This window comes from Marinobacterium halophilum (genome assembly GCF_003014615.1).
Lineage (GTDB): Bacteria > Pseudomonadota > Gammaproteobacteria > Pseudomonadales > Balneatricaceae > Marinobacterium > Marinobacterium halophilum.
The window spans coordinates 103,879-119,847 of the sequence record NZ_PYGI01000004.1 but is presented as its reverse complement, the minus strand read 5'-3'; the positions used below and the strand labels follow the sequence as shown (position 1 = coordinate 119,847).

Annotated in this window: 16 protein-coding genes; 12 read left to right on the top strand and 4 right to left on the bottom strand. The window is 55.7% G+C overall.

Annotated features, from left to right (window positions below; all coding sequences use genetic code 11):
* Positions 1-43 precede the first annotated feature (43 nt).
* From CLV44_RS04135 to CLV44_RS04090, 10 genes are all read left to right on the top strand, one after another.
* On the top strand, positions 44-1,546 hold the full coding sequence (locus CLV44_RS04135; protein WP_245912597.1) for a type II and III secretion system protein family protein: 1,503 nt from the start codon (positions 44-46) through the stop codon (positions 1,544-1,546).
* Between the two features lie 27 nt (positions 1,547-1,573).
* Positions 1,574-1,846, top strand: a complete 273-nt coding sequence (locus CLV44_RS04130; RefSeq protein WP_106590842.1) for a hypothetical protein — start codon at positions 1,574-1,576, stop codon at positions 1,844-1,846.
* Between the two features lie 70 nt (positions 1,847-1,916).
* Positions 1,917-3,299: a pilus assembly protein TadG-related protein gene (locus CLV44_RS04125; RefSeq protein ID WP_106590841.1), complete on the top strand. Its 1,383-nt coding sequence runs from the start codon at positions 1,917-1,919 to the stop codon at positions 3,297-3,299.
* The gene (locus tag CLV44_RS04120; protein ID WP_170069256.1) at positions 3,299-3,799 is read left to right on the top strand and encodes a TadE/TadG family type IV pilus assembly protein; all 501 of its coding nucleotides are present in this window, start codon (positions 3,299-3,301) and stop codon (positions 3,797-3,799) included. The genes CLV44_RS04125 and CLV44_RS04120 overlap by 1 nt, the downstream gene beginning before the upstream one ends.
* A gap of 1 nt (position 3,800) precedes the next feature.
* Entirely contained in the window at positions 3,801-4,280 is a 480-nt protein-coding gene (locus CLV44_RS04115; protein WP_106590839.1) for a TadE/TadG family type IV pilus assembly protein, read from the top strand.
* 66 nt (positions 4,281-4,346) lie between these two features.
* Positions 4,347-5,594, top strand: a complete 1,248-nt coding sequence (locus CLV44_RS04110) for a CpaE/TadZ family protein (RefSeq protein WP_106590838.1) — start codon at positions 4,347-4,349, stop codon at positions 5,592-5,594.
* A gap of 3 nt (positions 5,595-5,597) precedes the next feature.
* On the top strand, positions 5,598-6,977 hold the full coding sequence (locus CLV44_RS04105; RefSeq protein ID WP_106590837.1) for a TadA family conjugal transfer-associated ATPase: 1,380 nt from the start codon (positions 5,598-5,600) through the stop codon (positions 6,975-6,977).
* 15 nt (positions 6,978-6,992) lie between these two features.
* The gene (locus CLV44_RS04100) at positions 6,993-7,982 is read left to right on the top strand and encodes a type II secretion system F family protein (RefSeq protein ID WP_106590836.1); all 990 of its coding nucleotides are present in this window, start codon (positions 6,993-6,995) and stop codon (positions 7,980-7,982) included.
* Positions 7,983-7,985: 3 nt separating this feature from the next.
* Positions 7,986-8,951 (top strand): type II secretion system F family protein, encoded by a 966-nt coding sequence (locus CLV44_RS04095; protein ID WP_106590835.1) that lies wholly within the window; start codon positions 7,986-7,988, stop codon positions 8,949-8,951.
* Positions 8,952-9,000: 49 nt separating this feature from the next.
* Entirely contained in the window at positions 9,001-9,993 is a 993-nt protein-coding gene (locus CLV44_RS04090) for a tetratricopeptide repeat protein (protein WP_106590834.1), read from the top strand.
* A gap of 27 nt (positions 9,994-10,020) precedes the next feature.
* Here CLV44_RS04090 and CLV44_RS04085 read toward each other — a convergent pair whose 3' ends face one another.
* From CLV44_RS04085 to CLV44_RS04070, 4 genes are all read right to left on the bottom strand, one after another.
* Complete coding sequence (locus CLV44_RS04085; protein ID WP_106590833.1) at positions 10,021-11,196, bottom strand: vWA domain-containing protein; 1,176 nt, start codon at positions 11,194-11,196, stop codon at positions 10,021-10,023.
* Positions 11,196-12,041 carry an AAA family ATPase gene (locus CLV44_RS04080; RefSeq protein ID WP_106590832.1) on the bottom strand — a complete coding sequence of 282 codons (846 nt, stop codon included), beginning with the start codon at positions 12,039-12,041 and terminating at the stop codon, positions 11,196-11,198. The genes CLV44_RS04085 and CLV44_RS04080 overlap by 1 nt, the downstream gene beginning before the upstream one ends.
* 120 nt (positions 12,042-12,161) lie before the next feature.
* The gene (gene ppa, locus CLV44_RS04075; protein WP_106590831.1) at positions 12,162-12,695 is read right to left on the bottom strand and encodes an inorganic diphosphatase; all 534 of its coding nucleotides are present in this window, start codon (positions 12,693-12,695) and stop codon (positions 12,162-12,164) included.
* 99 nt (positions 12,696-12,794) lie between these two features.
* Complete coding sequence (locus tag CLV44_RS04070; protein ID WP_106590830.1) at positions 12,795-13,766, bottom strand: class 1 fructose-bisphosphatase; 972 nt, start codon at positions 13,764-13,766, stop codon at positions 12,795-12,797.
* Positions 13,767-13,914: 148 nt separating this feature from the next.
* On the opposite strand from CLV44_RS04070, the gene mpl reads away from it, so the two are divergent.
* Together mpl and CLV44_RS04060 are read left to right on the top strand one after the other, a co-directional pair.
* The gene (gene mpl, locus CLV44_RS04065; RefSeq protein ID WP_106590829.1) at positions 13,915-15,297 is read left to right on the top strand and encodes a UDP-N-acetylmuramate:L-alanyl-gamma-D-glutamyl-meso-diaminopimelate ligase; all 1,383 of its coding nucleotides are present in this window, start codon (positions 13,915-13,917) and stop codon (positions 15,295-15,297) included.
* On the top strand, positions 15,287-15,928 hold the full coding sequence (locus tag CLV44_RS04060) for a flavin prenyltransferase UbiX (RefSeq protein ID WP_106590828.1): 642 nt from the start codon (positions 15,287-15,289) through the stop codon (positions 15,926-15,928). Before mpl ends, CLV44_RS04060 begins: the two co-directional genes overlap by 11 nt.
* The last annotated feature ends 41 nt before the right edge of the window (positions 15,929-15,969 follow it).

The window sequence follows — 15,969 nt, the reverse complement described above, 5'->3', positions numbered from 1 at the left end:
AACAGCCAGTACAAGTCGAGATCATCCGAGGTATGAGGGACTTGTGCCCGCGCTCATACTGATCTTGCTGCTGGCACTACTGACCGGGCAAGGGCTCCAGGCGGCTGCAGTCGACACATCGAGTGATGCGGGTGTACAGCACCTGTCGGTTCCCTTGTACAAATCCAAGGTGGTGCAACTGAATGGCCCGGTACACAAAGTCTCGATCGGCAATGAAGAAGTTGCCGATATTCTGGTGATGCGTTCCCAACAAATCTATGTACTGGGCAAGGGGATCGGCACCACCAACGTCCTGCTGTGGGATAAAAGCAATCGGCTGACTGCTTCCATTGATGTGGAGGTGACACCGGATGTGAACAGCCTTAAATCCAAGCTTTATGAGATGGCACCCAATGAGAGCATCCGGGTCAACTCTTCCCAAGGCTCGATCCTGCTCAGTGGCGAAGTTTCCAATGTGGGGACCATGGATATGGCAGTACGCCTGGCAGATAGTTTCCTACAGAAACCTTCCGGAGAGGGGGCGTCCCAGGCAGGCGAAGTCGTTAACTTGCTCAAGGTCGGTGGGTCTCAACAGGTGATGCTGAAAGTGACCGTGGCGGAAATGTCGCGTGACACGATGAAACGCATGGGGCTCAAGTTCAATCTTCTGGATTCGCGGGATAACCTCTGGAGTATAGGAGCAGGTAGTACCGGTGGATCTGTAGCTGACGGTTTGGGCGATGTCGGCTTTGTGGGTAAGGGATTGTTGGCGAAATATGCTGACAGTAACTTGCTGTTTAATATCGCATTTGATGCCGCCAAGGAAAATGGTAGTGCTCGCGTACTGGCTGAACCCACGCTGACGACTCTCACCGGCCAGGAAGCTGAATTCCTCTCCGGTGGCGAATTCCCGATACCTGTACCGAATGAAGATGGTGTCACCATAGAATTCAAGGAATTCGGGATTGGGCTGAAATTCGTACCGGTGGTTCTCGACTCAGGCACGATTAACCTCAGTCTAAACGTGGCTGTAACCGAATTGACCGGACTCAATTCAATCAATAACAGCGTCGATTCCAGTAATACCTTCTTTGTTCCGGCACTGACCAAGCGCAGTGCCCGTGCCACCGTTGAACTGGGTGATGGTCAGACGATCGGTATTGCCGGGTTGATTAACCAGAGTACCCGTGAAGTGGTGAACAAGTTTCCTGGGCTGGGAGATGTGCCGGTGCTGGGTCACCTGTTCCGCAGTCAGGAGTTTGAGAGTGGTGAATCGGAGCTGGTTATCCTGGTAACGCCGACGCTGGCAAAACCCTTCAAGAATGAAGGGCTGGTGCTTCCGGGGGATGGTTTTGTCGAACCCAGCGATGCGGAGTTCTACCTGTTGGGGCGCACCCATGGGCGTCATGCCAGTAATGGAATGATTACGGCTGCTGCTGATACAGACGCAATGGCTGCAGGCATGGACACCGGCGCGACGGCGGGTGACATGTCCGGCGACTCAAGTGTCAGAGTGTTTCCGGTCAGCAACGGAACAGAGTCGACCTTCGGCCATAGCATCGAGTAGCGCAAGCATTGAGTGGAGAGCAGAGTCATGAATAGATCGAACTGGACACTGAGTATTCTCGCCGCAGCTGTGCTGCTGATTCAGGGGTGCAGCGGGTATGGCAACCCGCCTCCTGAACCGATGGGCATGGCAGTACAGGCGATGATGCAGGCACAGACACAGAATCCTGATGCAGCGGACGACCCGCAATCCTTGCGCCTGGATGGCAACAAGGCCCAGCAGGTGATCACGGGCTATCGTGGCGAAGCGCAAAGTGCCACAGGCATCGCAGGCGATATCAAGATCAATATCGGTAATTGAACAGGGATGAAAAACCGTTAACAACTTTCAGGAATAGGGTTTTATACCTGGACACTGAAAGGAGGCGAAGATGAAACGCCGAATCGAAACAGTGATGAGAAAAAAACAGCAGGGGGTGGTGCTGGTGCTGGTCGCCATCGCCATGCTGGCTCTGCTGGCAATGGCCGGTCTGGCACTTGATGGTGGGCATCTGTTACTGAATAAGACCCGATTGCAGAATGCAGTTGATGCGGCAGCACTGAGCGCCGCCCGCACCATGGCCGATTTCCCGGAGGACAGCTCCGTAGCGGTTGTACATGCTTCCGCCGAAGCGGCCGCGCTGGCCACCTTCATGAGTAATATGGGATTGGCTGATAACGGTGAACTCAACGCGGCATACACCGAGGGTGGCAATGCATTGGTTGTGGAATTTTCGACCACGTTGAACCCCTTCAACCCTGATGCTACCGCCTTGCCGTATGTCCGCGTCATTGTTAGTGATTTGGAGCTGGATACCTGGTTGCTACAGGTCGTCGGATGGACAGATAAAGCTGTCAGTGCCAGTGCGGTGGCCGGGCCGATAGGGCTCAACGCGATGGTGTGTGATGTGTTGCCGATACTAGCTTGCGGCTGTGATACCGATGGGACACATACCCCGTTTAATCCGGAGGATGACTGCAGCGACCCTAACACTTATTTCGGCTATCCCGATAACGACGATAACAATGTTGCCAGCTTGGCTGATATCAGCGTGATCAAGCTGGCCGGAGGCAGCGGGACCGATGTAGGCCCGGGGAACTTCCGATTGCTGCGTCTGGACGGGATCGGTGGTGCCGATCTGCGTGATGCCTTGGCCGGTACGGCGAACCAGTGTGCAAGTATCGGCGATGACAACGCGGCTGATACCGAACCCGGTAACAAGGCCGGACCGACGGGGCAGGGGTTGAATACGCGGTTGGGTCTTTATCAGGGGCCGGTAAATCAGGACGAAGCCCCTGCCGATCAAGTCAGTTATACCCATTTCAATGGTACGACTCCTGCCGGGCCTACTCCCCAAAGCTCCAATCGATTGATTCTGGATGGGTTTGACGCAGAGGGTAAACCGGTCATCAAACGTGAGGATGGCAGCACCAGCATCGACGGTATATTTGATTATCAGGACTACTTGGCCGAATACACATCCAACTTTCCCGACTGCGAAGGCGATGCCTGTAAGCGCCGGGAACTGGTATTGCCGATTGGTGATTGTACCGGGGAAATATCCGGGACCAGTGAAGATGTTCATATCTACAGCGCTGGGTGCTTTTTCCTGATGCAGGACGTTGATGTCGGTAATGATGCCGAAGTTTTCGGCCAGTTCTTCACCGAGTCGGAAGGCTGTGATGCCATCGGGACCTTTACCGATGACGCGGTTGACCCTAGTTCGACGTTCAAGATTGTTCTGTTTCGCAATACGGACAGCGGAGATTCATGATGAGCAGACAGGCAAAAGGGAGGCAAAAACGTCAGCAGGGGGTGGCCGCTGTGGAGATGACATTGGTGCTCCCGGTACTGCTGCTGCTGATGCTGGCAACGGCCGAGGTTGGCCGGATGTTATACCAATACAACACCCTGACCAAGGCGCAGCGAAACGGGGTACGCCTGTTGGCGACCCAGTTGAATTATGGTCAGCAGTCGACGCTGAGTGAGTGCCCTATGCTGGGTGGAACACTTCCCGATAACCTGATTAACCGGGCCAGTAACCTGATTGTGTACGGTTCAGAGGTGGGAGCTGGCGAGGCCGTGCTCCCCGGGCTCACGACTGCCGGAGTGGGGTTCTGTGAAGTGCCTGCCTTGAACGAGGTACAGGTGCATCTGGAATATGATTTCACGCCGATGATGTTCACGCAGCTACCGACCTTCGGTGGAGACCCAATCGATCTGGAATTTACGCTCGACAGCTCAATCAGCATGCGTGTGCTGGGGGGAGGCTGAGATGATGCCGCATATTACTAACCGCACACGTCAGCAGGGTATTGCGACCGTTGAATTTGCATTGATCGGATCGGTTTTGTTTGTCGTGTTGTTCGGGCTGATCGAATTTGGCCGGTTGATGTTTACCTGGAATGTGTTGGATGAGGCGACGCGACGCGCGGCACGCATTGCCGTGGTTTGTCCGGTAACAAATGAGGGACAAGCTTTTGCACGGGCAACCGGTGCATTCGGGGGCACTTTACTCCCCGGTTTTACTGAAGCCAATATTGCGCTCGGTTACTGGCAGGAAGACGGCATTACGCCAGCAACCGCAACTGCAAATACCTATTACGTAAGCGCCGGTATTACCGGCTACACGCACCAGATGCTGATTCCGTTTTTCGACATTACCCTGGATGCGCTGAGGTTTGAAACCACGCTGCCGGCAGAAAGCCTTGGCGTACATGCTCCGGGAGCAGGCCCAGCAGCTTGCGGGAGTTAACCACAGCCCAGAGGTTGAATTATCTCGGTATCTGACGGAAACGATCAGCTGGAGAGGAAAGCTGCCATGATGAAACAGAACTTGCTCTATGAAGTAAAAAAACCGACGAGCATCAAGCGCGAGCATGCGCAGCAGTTCTCGATTCTGATCGCGAGCCGTTCAACTGACGCTTTGGCTCAACTCAAGACTTCATTGGCCTTGATGCCTGCCGGTGTGGATATCAGTTGCCGTTTGATCAGCAATGGCCATTCGGACCCGCTCCATGGGCTGGAGCGGTTGCCTGATCTGCTGATTTTCCGCATCGGCGAGTGCTGGCAGGCGGAGCTGGAGTCACTCTGCTCACGTCCGCAGGATATGCGGATACCGACCTTGATCGTCAGTTCCGAGTCACCCTCGCAGGCGATGCGCCTATCGATGAAGGCGGGGGCCCGGGATTTTTTCCCCGAACCATTGGAAAGTGGGGAGCTGCAGCGTGTCGTTGATCAACTGTATCGGGAAACGCTGGACCAGCAGGGGACACTGAATGCCCGCCTGACCGTAGTGATGAATGCCAAGGGTGGATCGGGTGCCAGCCTGATCGCGACCAACCTTGCGCATCAGCTGGCGAATGGCAGTCGGCGCAAGGTTGTATTGGTCGACCTCGACCTGCAATTTGGTTCTCTATCGCACTATCTGGATCTTAACCCTCAACGGGGTATCAAACAGGCCCTGGAAAATGTTGAGGATCTGGACGGTACGGCACTTGATGGTTATCTCGCCCGTCATGTCAGTGGGCTTAAGGTACTGAGTTCTGAGCCCGACCGTCTGTTGTTGAATGATGAAGTATCTAGTGAACAACTGTTGCAGTTGTTCAAACTGTTGGCCAAGGATCACCAGCATTTGGTGGTAGACCTGCCACGGCAGGTTGATTTGATTACGACAACCGTACTTGAGCATGCCGATCAGGTGGTGCTGGTGTTGCAGCAGGGCATTACCTACCTGCGCGATGCTGCCCGTCTGATTGAGGTCATGCGCCGTGAGCTGGATATCCCTGATCATCGCATTTTGGTGGTCGTGAACCGGTACGACAAGTCAGCACCGATCAGCGTTGACGAGATCAGACAGGCTCTCAAACATCAGTCGATACTAATGATACCGAACGACTTCAAGCACGTGTGTGAGTCTTTGAACAATGGCATACCCTTGTTGGAAGTGGCGCGCCGTGCCCCTATAAGCCGGGCACTCAATGCATTGAGCGAACAGGTGTCGGGAGCCGGGCTTGTTGCCCGCCCAGGGCTTTTGGGGAAATTGGTTAACCTGGTCAAAGGGGACTGAGCCATGTCGATATTAGGTAACAGGATTAACAAGCTGCGCCTTGCTGAGACGGAGGTGCCCACGCCAGAGGTGGAGTCCAAACCGGACCGGGAGCGGCCACCGCTGCTGATCGAAACGCTGTCGCCGGATGAGCGGGAATGCAAGTTTCAATTGCATCAGGAACTGCTGAAACGCATGGATCTTTCCCTGATTGACAGCCTTGAGGAAGCTGAAGCACGACGCCAAATTGGTGAACTATGCCGTCAGTTGATGGACGAGCAGGCCGTGCCGTTCAGTACGTCGTCACGACAGAAAATAATGAAACTGATCGAAGACGAAATTATGGGGTTGGGGCCCTTGGAGCCCTTGCTCGAAGATACGACCATCTCCGATATTCTGGTCAACGGTTACAACTCCATTTTCGTGGAACGCTTTGGCAAGCTGGAAGCCTGCCCGGTCAGTTTCAGCAGCAATAGTCATCTGATGAATACCATTGACCGAATTGTTTCGGGGGTTGGGCGGCATATCGACGAGTCCTCACCTATGGTGGATGCACGTCTCAAAGATGGCTCACGTGTCAATGTGATCATCCCGCCGTTGGCGCTTGACGGGCCACAGATATCCATCCGCCGCTTCATGGTTGAACTGTTGTCGATGCAGAACCTGGTGGAGCTGGGTTCGGTGGAAGCAGTGGTTGCGCCGTTGCTTGAAGGTGTGGTCAAGGGGCGGCTAAACATCTTGATTTCCGGTGGCACCGGCTCCGGCAAGACCACTTTGCTCAACATCCTGTCCGGCTATATCCCTCATGATGAGCGCATCGTTACCATTGAGGACTCTGCCGAGCTGCAGTTGCAGCAGCCCCATGTGGTGCGGTTGGAAACCCGTCCGCCGAATATTGAGGGACGTGGTGAAGTAACTCAGCGTGATCTGGTCAAGAACAGCTTGAGGATGCGACCTGACCGTATTGTGTTGGGTGAGGTTCGTGGTGGCGAAACTCTGGATATGCTTCAGGCAATGAATACCGGCCATGATGGTTCTCTGACCACCATTCACGCCAACAACGCCCGCGATGCATTGGGGCGTATCGAAAACATGGTGGCAATGACCGGTATCAGCTTCCCGACGCGGGCGCTGCGGTCACAAATTGCCTCGGCAATCGATGTCGTGCTGCAGGTGACCCGCCTGGAAGATGGGCGCCGAAAACTGGTCAGCATTCAGGAGATCAACGGCATGGAAGGCGACATCATTACCATGTCGGAGCTGTTCACCTTTGAGCGCCGTGGCATTGATGAAAAAGGTAATGTCTTGGGCGAATTTAAGGCCACCGGCATTGTCCCCGGTTTCCACAAACGGTTGGCACAGCGTGGAATCGAACTACCGACATCGCTGTTCGAACCGGAATAGCGGGAGGGTATTGCAATGAATTTCGAATTGGAATCCACGGAGCTTATCGTCATTCTGGTGATGGTTTTTACTTCAGTTTTTTTACTGTTAGCGAGTCTATCAATTCCGGTATTCGGCGAGCAGCGTCGAGTCAGGCGGCGGCTGCAGCAACGAATCGGTGAAATAGCCGCGGAGTCGGATCAGCCAGCAATCAGCACGCTGTTACGAGCGCGCTATTTGAAAAAGCTCAACCCGCTGGAGCGGGGGCTTGAGTCATTACCTGGAATGGAACCGTTGGCGCGTTTGATCGAGCAATCGGGGAGCAAAGTATTGGCTTACCGAGTGTTGTTGTTCTCGTTTTTTCTTGGGATCACCGGCTTTGTGCTGGTGTTGGTGGTGCTCAGGTACTGGCCGGCAGCATTGGCAGCAGGAGTTGTGTTAATCGTGACACCGTATTTGCGCTTGATTTATCTGCGCAGTAAGCGCCTGCACGAGTTCGAAGCGCAATTGCCCGAGGCGATCGATATTATCAAACGCGCACTGTTGACGGGCCATCCGTTCAGCGAGTCACTCAACCTGGTTGCGGAGGGGCTGGAGGGACCGGCTTCCATCGAATTTGGTATTACATATTCGGATCTGAGTTACGGCTCCGATCTGCGTCGGGCGATGCTTGGTTTGCTTGAGCGGGTCCCCAGTGTAACCCTGATGGCCTTCGTGACAGCGGTGCTGGTGCAGAAGGAAACCGGCGGCAATCTGGCCGAAATTCTGGAGAACATCGGTACGGTTATTCGCGGCCGTTTTCGTTTCCAGCGCCGGGTCAAGACACTGTCTGCCGAGGGGAGGATGTCGGCCTGGATCTTGATGCTGGTACCGTTCGGCTTGTTCGGCTTGATCTATTTTACTACGCCGGGATACATGCAAATTCTGGTGAAATCCGCCGATGGCCATCAATTGATCGCTATCAGTTTTGTGTTGATGTTGGTCGGTGCATTCTGGATTCGGCGTTTGCTGAGAATCGAGGTATGAGTCATGGAAACATTACTGGAGTTAGTTAACCAGCAGTTGGATAACGAATTATATGCACGCTATGTGGTGATCGGGCTAGTTGCGGCTGCTGCACTCGCATTTTTTCTGAGCCTGACAGTATTGATTACCGGCTTGGTGACACCGTTCCGGCAACGGGTGCGGGTGCTGACCGGACACTCTGGAGGCAAGGCACGCTCTGGTGATAGTCGGAGTAAGGTGCTGTCCTCGTTGGACCCTCTTACCAAGCATTTGTTGCCTGGTAAGGACTGGGACAAAAACAAACTACATGCCCAGCTGGTTCATGCAGGTTTTAGAACTCCCAGTGCAATTAGTTCGCTCTATGCCTTGAAGGTATTATTGAGTATCAGTGCGCTTGGTATTGCCTGGATGGCAACCAGTTTCAATTCAAAGCTGACAGCAGACAAGGTGCTGATGATTTGCGCTGGTGCCACATACATGGGTTATATCCTGCCCAATATGGTGTTGGACCACCTGGCCAAACGCCGGATGCGTGCGATTCGAAACGGTTTTCCTGATGCGTTGGACTTGCTGGTGGTCTGTGTTGAGTCAGGGTTGGGTCTGACGGCCGCACTGCAACGGGTGGGTAATGAGCTGGATGTTAGCCATCCGGAATTGTCGGGAGAAATGCAATTGGTCAACGTGGAAATACGAGCGGGCGTTAACAGAATCGAAGCCTTGCGCGGTATGGCTCAGCGCACCGGTGTTGAAGATATCCGCGGGCTTGTAGCTCTGCTGGATCAAAGCGTCCGTTTCGGCAGCAGTATTGCGGATACTCTGAGGGTTTACTCCGAGGAGTTCCGGGACAAGCGCATGCAGGCAGCCGAAGAGCAAGCCGCCAAGATCGGTACCAAAATGATCTTCCCGCTGACGTTCTGTATCTGGCCCGGTTTCTTTGTGGTTGCCATCGGGCCAGCTATTCTGAAGGTGTTCGAGGTTTTTGGTCGATAATTTCCTTGCGCCTTGGCAACGTACGCATACCCGAATAGAGGGCATCACCATGACTTCACGAACAGGACAATACAGCACGGGCAAGGGACTGCTATTGGCAACCATCGTGTTGCTGAACGGGTGTGCTGCCAATTCACAGATGGAACCGACGACGAGTGCCAACGAAGCCTTCTATGAGGGCAAGCCGACCCTTGCATTTAGTGGGTTGCCGCAGGCACCAACGGTCAAGGCGGGCCTCAGCATGGGAGATCAGGCCCTTGCACGTGGCGATGCCGATGAGGCGTTGTACCATTATGTTCAGGTGCTGGAGCGGGCACCGGATAATGCCAGTGCCTATTTTCGTATCGGCCAGATCCACATGGCACGCAACAATATGAAGCTGGCCTCGCTGGCGCTGCGCAGTGCCCTGGGCAATGAACCCGAGCATATTGGCGCGCTGACGGCACTGGGTGTGCTGCAGTTGAAGCAGAACCGCTATGCCGAAGGCCGTGAGTATCTGGAACGTGCGGTTGCCAATGACCGCAAGCGGTTTGCCGAGGATGCTGGGCAGGACTATGACGCCCGCTCGCCGGCGAGAGCCTACAATGGCTTGGGCGTGTTGGCAGATCTTGACGGCCAGACGGCTGAAGCCCAAGGCTTCTATCAGATAGCGTTGGCGATCAAACCGGATGCCGCCGATACGCTGAATAACCTGGGCTACTCGTATTATCTGGATGCACGCTGGGGTGATGCCGAGAAGCAGTTCCGCAAGGCATTGGAGATTGCACCGGACTATGAGCAGGCCTGGCGTAATCTGGGGCTGGTCTATGCACGTCAGCAGCGTTATCTGGCGGCACTACATGCATTTGAACGGGTAATGGACAGTGCTCAGGCACATAACGATATCGGTTACATCTGCATGCTCGATGGGCGCTACGCATTGGCACAAGATTATTTTGAACAGGCATTGACCCTGTCGCCGGTGTTCTATCCCAAGGCACAGGACAATTTGACCTACGTGCGCCGCATGCAAGAGGCGGTTGCTCAGGGCACCGGCCGCTGAACTGCGGCCGGATCAGTACAGATAGCGTCAGCGTGACAGGTAACGAATGCCCGCATCAATGCCTTCGACTGTCAGCGGATACATGTGATTATCCAGCTGTTGGCGAACCATCTGCGTGCTGTGGGTATACCCCCAGTAGCGTTCGGCAGCCGGGTTGAGCCAAATGACTTTATCCCAGGTATCCAGAATCCGTTGCAACCAGAGTTGCCCCGGTTCTTCGTTCATGTGTTCCACGCTGCCATAACGGTCGATCAGTTCATAGGGCGACATGGCGGCATCACCGACGAAGATCACGCGGTAGTCTCGACCGTAGGTATGCAGTACATCCAGTGTCGATATCCCTTCGTCATGGCGACGGCGGTTATCGCGCCAGACCTTCTCGTAAACACAGTTGTGAAAATAGAAGTACTCCAGATGCTTGAACTCGGTGCGGGCAGCGGAGAACAACTCTTCACAGGTGCGAATGAACGGATCCATGGAGCCGCCGATATCAAAAAACAGCAACACCTTGGCGGCGTTATGGCGCTCGGGCACCATTTTCAGGTCAAGTAGTCCGGCGTTACGGGCAGTCGAGCGGATGGTGTCATCCAGATCGAGCTGGTCGGCGGCACCGGTGCGGGCGAATTTACGCAGCTTGCGCAGTGCCACCTTGAGGTTACGGGTGCCCAGCTCCACGCTGTCGTCCAGATTGCGGAACTGGCGTTGCTCCCACACCTTAACGGCACGCTTGTGTTTGCTCTCGCCACCGATGCGGACCCCTTCCGGGTTATAGCCGCTATGACCAAACGGGGACGTGCCGCCGGTGCCGATCCACTTGTTGCCACCGGCATGGCGTTCGCCCTGTTCCTCCAGGCGCTGTTTCAGCGTTTCCAGCAGCTTGTCCAGCCCGCCCAGTGCCTCGATCTGTGCCCGTTCTTCGGCGCTGAGCTGCTTGAGAATATCGCTGTCGAGCCAGTGCGACGGGATTAGAGCGTCAGTGATGTCACCTTGCGCCTGCAGCCCGGCGAAGTACTGGCCAAAGGCGCGGTCGAAACGATCATAATGGGTTTCATTCTTGACCAGACAGGTGCGTGCCAGCAGATAAAAGTCATCTGTACTCAGGCAGGCAACACGCTGCTCCAATGCGGCAATCAGGTCCAGCAGTTCGCGTAGCGTCACCGGCACCTGCCCCTGACGCAGCCGGGTAAACAGGTCGATCAGCATCAGCGGGCCTCGCGACGCGCCATGAAGGCCAGGCGCTGCAGCATGTGTACGTCCTGTTCATTCTTGAGCAGGGCACCGTAGAGCGGCGGCATGGCACTGGACGGATCCCGTTCGGCCAACAGATCACTGGGGATACGGTCGGCGAGCAGCAACTTGAGCCAGTCGATCAACTCGGATGTGGAGGGCTTTTTCTTCAGTCCCGGCACATCGCGCAGGCGGAAGAAAATCTCCAGTGCTTCACGCACCAGTGTTTGTTCGATCTGGGGGAAATGTACATCGACAATCGATTGCAAGGTGTCCTTGTCGGGGAACGCGATGTAGTGAAAGAAGCAGCGGCGCAGGAAGGCGTCCGGCAACTCTTTTTCGTTGTTACTGGTGATGATCACGATCGGGCGCTGGCGCGCGGCGATGCGCTCGCCGGTCTCGTAGACATCGAATTCCATTTTGTCGAGTTCGGTCAGCAGATCGTTGGGAAACTCGATGTCGGCCTTGTCGATTTCATCAATCAACAGCACGACCTGTTCGTCGGCATCGAACGCCTGCCAGAGCATGCCCTTGCGAATGTAGTGGCCAATGTCGTGGACACGATCGTCACCCAGCTGGGAATCGCGCAAGCGCGAGACTGCATCGTATTCGTACAGGCCTTGCTGGGCCTTGGTGGTGGACTTGACGTGCCAGCGCAGCAGGGGCTTTCCCAGTGCTTCGGCGAGTTCTTCGGCCAGCATGGTTTTGCCGGTGCCGGGTTCACCCTTGACCAGAAGGGGGCGCTGCAAGGTAATGGCGGCATTGACGGCCATCTGCAGGTCGTCGGTGGCTACGTAACGGTCGGTACCTGAAAATTTCATCAACGTCTCTGTCGGTTGGCTAGGACAAAGCGCAGTGTATCAGATCGGGGAGGGCGGAAAAGGTCAGGATGGGGGTTGAAACAGGGAGATGCAACAGGGTACACCTCCCGTAAAGCAGCCTTACTTGGCAGCTTCGTATGCAGCAGCAGCCTTGACGATCTCGGCGCGTGCGGCGTCGGCATTTGCCCAGCCTTCAACCTTGACCCATTTGCCTTTTTCGAGCGTTTTGTAGTTCTCGAAGAAGTGGGAAATCTGGTCGCGGGTCAGCTGCGGGATATCGTCCACGTCCTGGATGTCGTTGTAAGCCTGGCTCAGCTTCTCGTGCGGAACGGCAACCAGCTTGGCGTCACCACCAGCTTCGTCGGTCATGTTCAGTACACCGACCGGACGGCAGCGGATCACGGAACCGGTCATGACCGGATGCGGGGTCAGTACCAGTACGTCGAGGGCATCGCCATCATCTGCCAGTGTGTTGTTGATGTAGCCGTAGTTGGCCGGGTAGAACATCGGTGCAGCCATGAAACGGTCAACGAAGATTGAGTCGGAATCTTTGTCGATTTCGTATTTCACCGGGGAGCTTTCCGCCGGGATTTCGATGACTACGTAGATGTCGTTCGGCAGTTCTTTGCCGGCAGGGACTTTCGCAAAGCTCATGAGCTGTTTTCCTGTTATCGGTTTCAAGGGCAGAACGGATAGCGGACCGCAGTATAATCAGCACTGCCATCCGCGGGAATACGACTTACCGGTGAATATTCAGCACTCGCAATGATACCCAAGCAGTGCTTCGACTTCTTCTTTGGATCCCAGTGCGACGGAAACACGCTGGTGAATGTGGTCCGGCTCTACGTCAAGAATGTCGCCGTAGCAGGTGCTGGAGATACCGCCGGCCTGTTCGATCAGCAGGCTCATCGGGTTGCCTTCATACATCAGGCGCAGCTTGCCGGGCTTGGACGGATCGCGAGAATCCCAGGGGTAGGTGAACAGGCCGCCGCGAGTAAGAACGCGATGCACTTCGGCAACCATGGAGGCGATCCAGCGCATGTTGTAGTTCTTGCCGCGTGGGCCGTCGCTGCCCTTGAGCAGGTCGTCGATGTAGTTACGCATCGGCTCTTCCCAGAAGCGGTGGTTCGACATGTTGATCGCGAACTCGCCGGTCTGTACCGGGATCTGTACCTGTTCACGGGTCAGCAGGAAATCGCCGGTATGGGCCAGCGTGAACATGTTGACGCCCTGGCCTGTACTCATGACCAGTACTGCGGACGGACCATACAGCACGTAGCCGGCGGCGAGCTGCTTGCGGCCGGACTGCAGGAACATGTCGACGGAATCTTCGGTCGCGTCTTTCGGCGCTTCCAGAATGGAAAAGATCGTACCGACGGAAACGTTGATGTCGATGTTGGATGAGCCGTCAAGCGGATCAAACGTGACCAGAAAACGGCCGTCCGGATTGCCGAATACGGGATCATCTTCCTCTTCCGAGGCAATGCCGCGTACCAGAGGGTTGTCCAGCAGTACCTTTTTCAGTACATCGTTGGAAATGACGTCCAGCTTTTTCTGGGTTTCGCCCTGTACGTTGGTGTCCTCGGTGGTGCCGAGCACGCCGGCGAGTGCGCCTTCACGCAACTGCAAGGCAATTTCCTTGCAGGCGATCATCAGGGTATCGATCAATTCAACGAGTTCAAGATCGGTGTTGTGGTGTTTCAGGTAGTTGCTGAGCAGCTGCATGGGTGGTGTCGGCCTTTGCTTGATCCGATGAAAAAGACCCCTGCATTGTACGCTATCAGTGGCGGTTTTGCATGGCTTCGGCAGTGCGGTTTTCAATCGGATGACCTGTTATCATGAGGCGCATACCCAAATAAAAAGGAGTACCGGGGTGCATATCCATATTCTCGGAATCTGTGGAACCTTCATGGGCTCGCTGGCCGTGCTTGCCAAACAGCTGGGGCACCACGTCACAGGCTCGGATGCCAACGTCTATCCGCCAATGAGTACCCAGCTGGAGCAGCAGGGCATTACCCTGATCGAGGGCTATGATCCGGCCCAGTTGGAGCCGCAGCCGGACCTGATTGTGGTCGGCAATGCCATGTCGCGAGGCAACCCCTGTGTCGAGTACATGTTGCAGCGTAATATGCGGTACACCTCCGGGCCGCAGTGGTTGCATGATCATCTGTTGGCTGATCGCTGGGTGTTGGCCGTGGCCGGTACGCACGGCAAAACCACCACGGCGACCATGCTGGCCTGGATTCTGGAGCAGGCCGGCATGGCACCGGGTTTCCTGATCGGCGGCATTCCACTGGGCTTCGACACCTCAGCCCGACTCGGCGATACGCCGTTCTTCGTGATTGAAGCGGACGAGTACGATACCGCCTTCTTCGACAAACGCTCCAAGTTCGTCCACTACAATCCGCGTACGCTGATTCTGAACAATCTTGAGTTTGATCATGCGGATATTTTCCCTGATCTGGCGGCGATTCAGCGCCAGTTTCACCATTTGGTGCGTCTGGTGCCGGACAACGGCCAGATCATCATGCCGGCTGATGCCGAATCGCTGGATGAGGTGATCGAGCAGGGCTGCTGGAGCGAGCAGGTACTGACCGGCTTTGATCGACGTGCTGCCTGGTCGGCACAACTGCTCAGCGAAGATGGCAGCCGTTTTGCCGTACAGCATGACGGCGAGTCGTTGGGTGAGGTGCACTGGGCGTTGACCGGTTTGCACAATGTCAGTAATGCCATCAATGCGCTGGTAGCCGCTCGTCATGTCGGGGTGCAGCCACAGCACGCGATCGAAGCGTTGAGCTGTTTTGGTGGGGTCAAGCGGCGGATGGAGCATCTGGGCGAGGTGGCGGGCATTAACGTGTTCGATGATTTTGCCCATCACCCCACCGCCATTCAGACCACGCTGGAAGGGATCAAGGCGCGGATGAGCGGTCGTGGTCAGGTTGTAGCGGTGATTGAGCCTCGCTCCAATACCATGCGCCTGGGGGCGCACAAGGCCGCGCTGGCAGCATCGACGGCAGCAGCGGATCGGGTGTACTGGTATCAGCCGGAGGAGCTGGACTGGTCACTGGATGAAGTGGTTGAGCAGAGCCCGGTACCCGCCAGCCTGGAACGGCAGATCGATAGTCTGGTAAACCGTCTGGTCAGTGAGCTGCCGCGCGGTGCCCAAGTGGTCATTATGAGTAACGGTGGCTTTGGCGGTGTTCATCGCAAGCTGCTGAAAGCATTGGAACAGCGGGAGTCGATCCATGTTCTCTGAACATCAGCCGGTAGCGGCGTTTGAGCGCCGAGTCACCCTTGCTATTACTGGCGCCTCCGGTGTGCAGTATGGTCTGCGTCTGCTTCAGTGCCTGCTGGAGTTGAATACCCAGGTTTTGCTGATGGTATCGAAGGCGGCCCAAGTGGTGATCGCCACGGAAACCGATCTGCGCTTGCCGGGTTCACCGGATGCGATGGAGGCGTTTCTGAGCGAGCATTTCAATGCCCGCGACGGGCAGTTGAAGGTGTATGGGCGTGAGCAGTGGATGGCACCGGTGGCGTCGGGCTCCGGCGCGCCGAGTGCGATGGTGGTATGCCCCTGCAGTACCGGTACGTTGTCGGCAATCGCCAGCGGGGCCAGTAACAACCTGATTGAGCGTGCCGCGGATGTGGCACTGAAAGAGCGCCGTCAGCTGCTGCTGGTGCCGCGTGAAGCCCCTTACTCCGAGATCCATCTGGAACATATGCTCAAGCTGACCCGCATGGGGGTTGTGGTAGTGCCGGCCAGTCCCGGTTTCTATCAACGACCGCAAAGCGTTGAGGATATGGTGGATTTTATTGTTGCACGCCTGCTGTCGCAGCTCGGCTTCGAACAGTCGCTGCTGCCACGCTGGGGCGAGGCGATGCTCTAGTCGATAGATGCATTGTGCTTGCCGTGTCATTACAATAGCCG

Coding starts and splice junctions, on each gene's coding strand:
- CLV44_RS04130 (WP_106590842.1), top strand. CDS start 1,574: ATGAATAGATCGAACTGGACACTGAGTATTCTCGCCGCAGCTGTGCTG.
- CLV44_RS04125 (WP_106590841.1), top strand. CDS start 1,917: ATGAAACGCCGAATCGAAACAGTGATGAGAAAAAAACAGCAGGGGGTG.
- CLV44_RS04120 (WP_170069256.1), top strand. CDS start 3,299: ATGAGCAGACAGGCAAAAGGGAGGCAAAAACGTCAGCAGGGGGTGGCC.
- CLV44_RS04115 (WP_106590839.1), top strand. CDS start 3,801: ATGATGCCGCATATTACTAACCGCACACGTCAGCAGGGTATTGCGACC.
- CLV44_RS04110 (WP_106590838.1), top strand. CDS start 4,347: ATGATGAAACAGAACTTGCTCTATGAAGTAAAAAAACCGACGAGCATC.
- CLV44_RS04105 (WP_106590837.1), top strand. CDS start 5,598: ATGTCGATATTAGGTAACAGGATTAACAAGCTGCGCCTTGCTGAGACG.
- CLV44_RS04100 (WP_106590836.1), top strand. CDS start 6,993: ATGAATTTCGAATTGGAATCCACGGAGCTTATCGTCATTCTGGTGATG.
- CLV44_RS04095 (WP_106590835.1), top strand. CDS start 7,986: ATGGAAACATTACTGGAGTTAGTTAACCAGCAGTTGGATAACGAATTA.
- CLV44_RS04090 (WP_106590834.1), top strand. CDS start 9,001: ATGACTTCACGAACAGGACAATACAGCACGGGCAAGGGACTGCTATTG.
- CLV44_RS04085 (WP_106590833.1), bottom strand. CDS start 11,196: ATGCTGATCGACCTGTTTACCCGGCTGCGTCAGGGGCAGGTGCCGGTG.
- CLV44_RS04080 (WP_106590832.1), bottom strand. CDS start 12,041: ATGAAATTTTCAGGTACCGACCGTTACGTAGCCACCGACGACCTGCAG.
- ppa (WP_106590831.1), bottom strand. CDS start 12,695: ATGAGCTTTGCGAAAGTCCCTGCCGGCAAAGAACTGCCGAACGACATC.
- CLV44_RS04070 (WP_106590830.1), bottom strand. CDS start 13,766: ATGCAGCTGCTCAGCAACTACCTGAAACACCACAACACCGATCTTGAA.
- CLV44_RS04060 (WP_106590828.1), top strand. CDS start 15,287: ATGTTCTCTGAACATCAGCCGGTAGCGGCGTTTGAGCGCCGAGTCACC.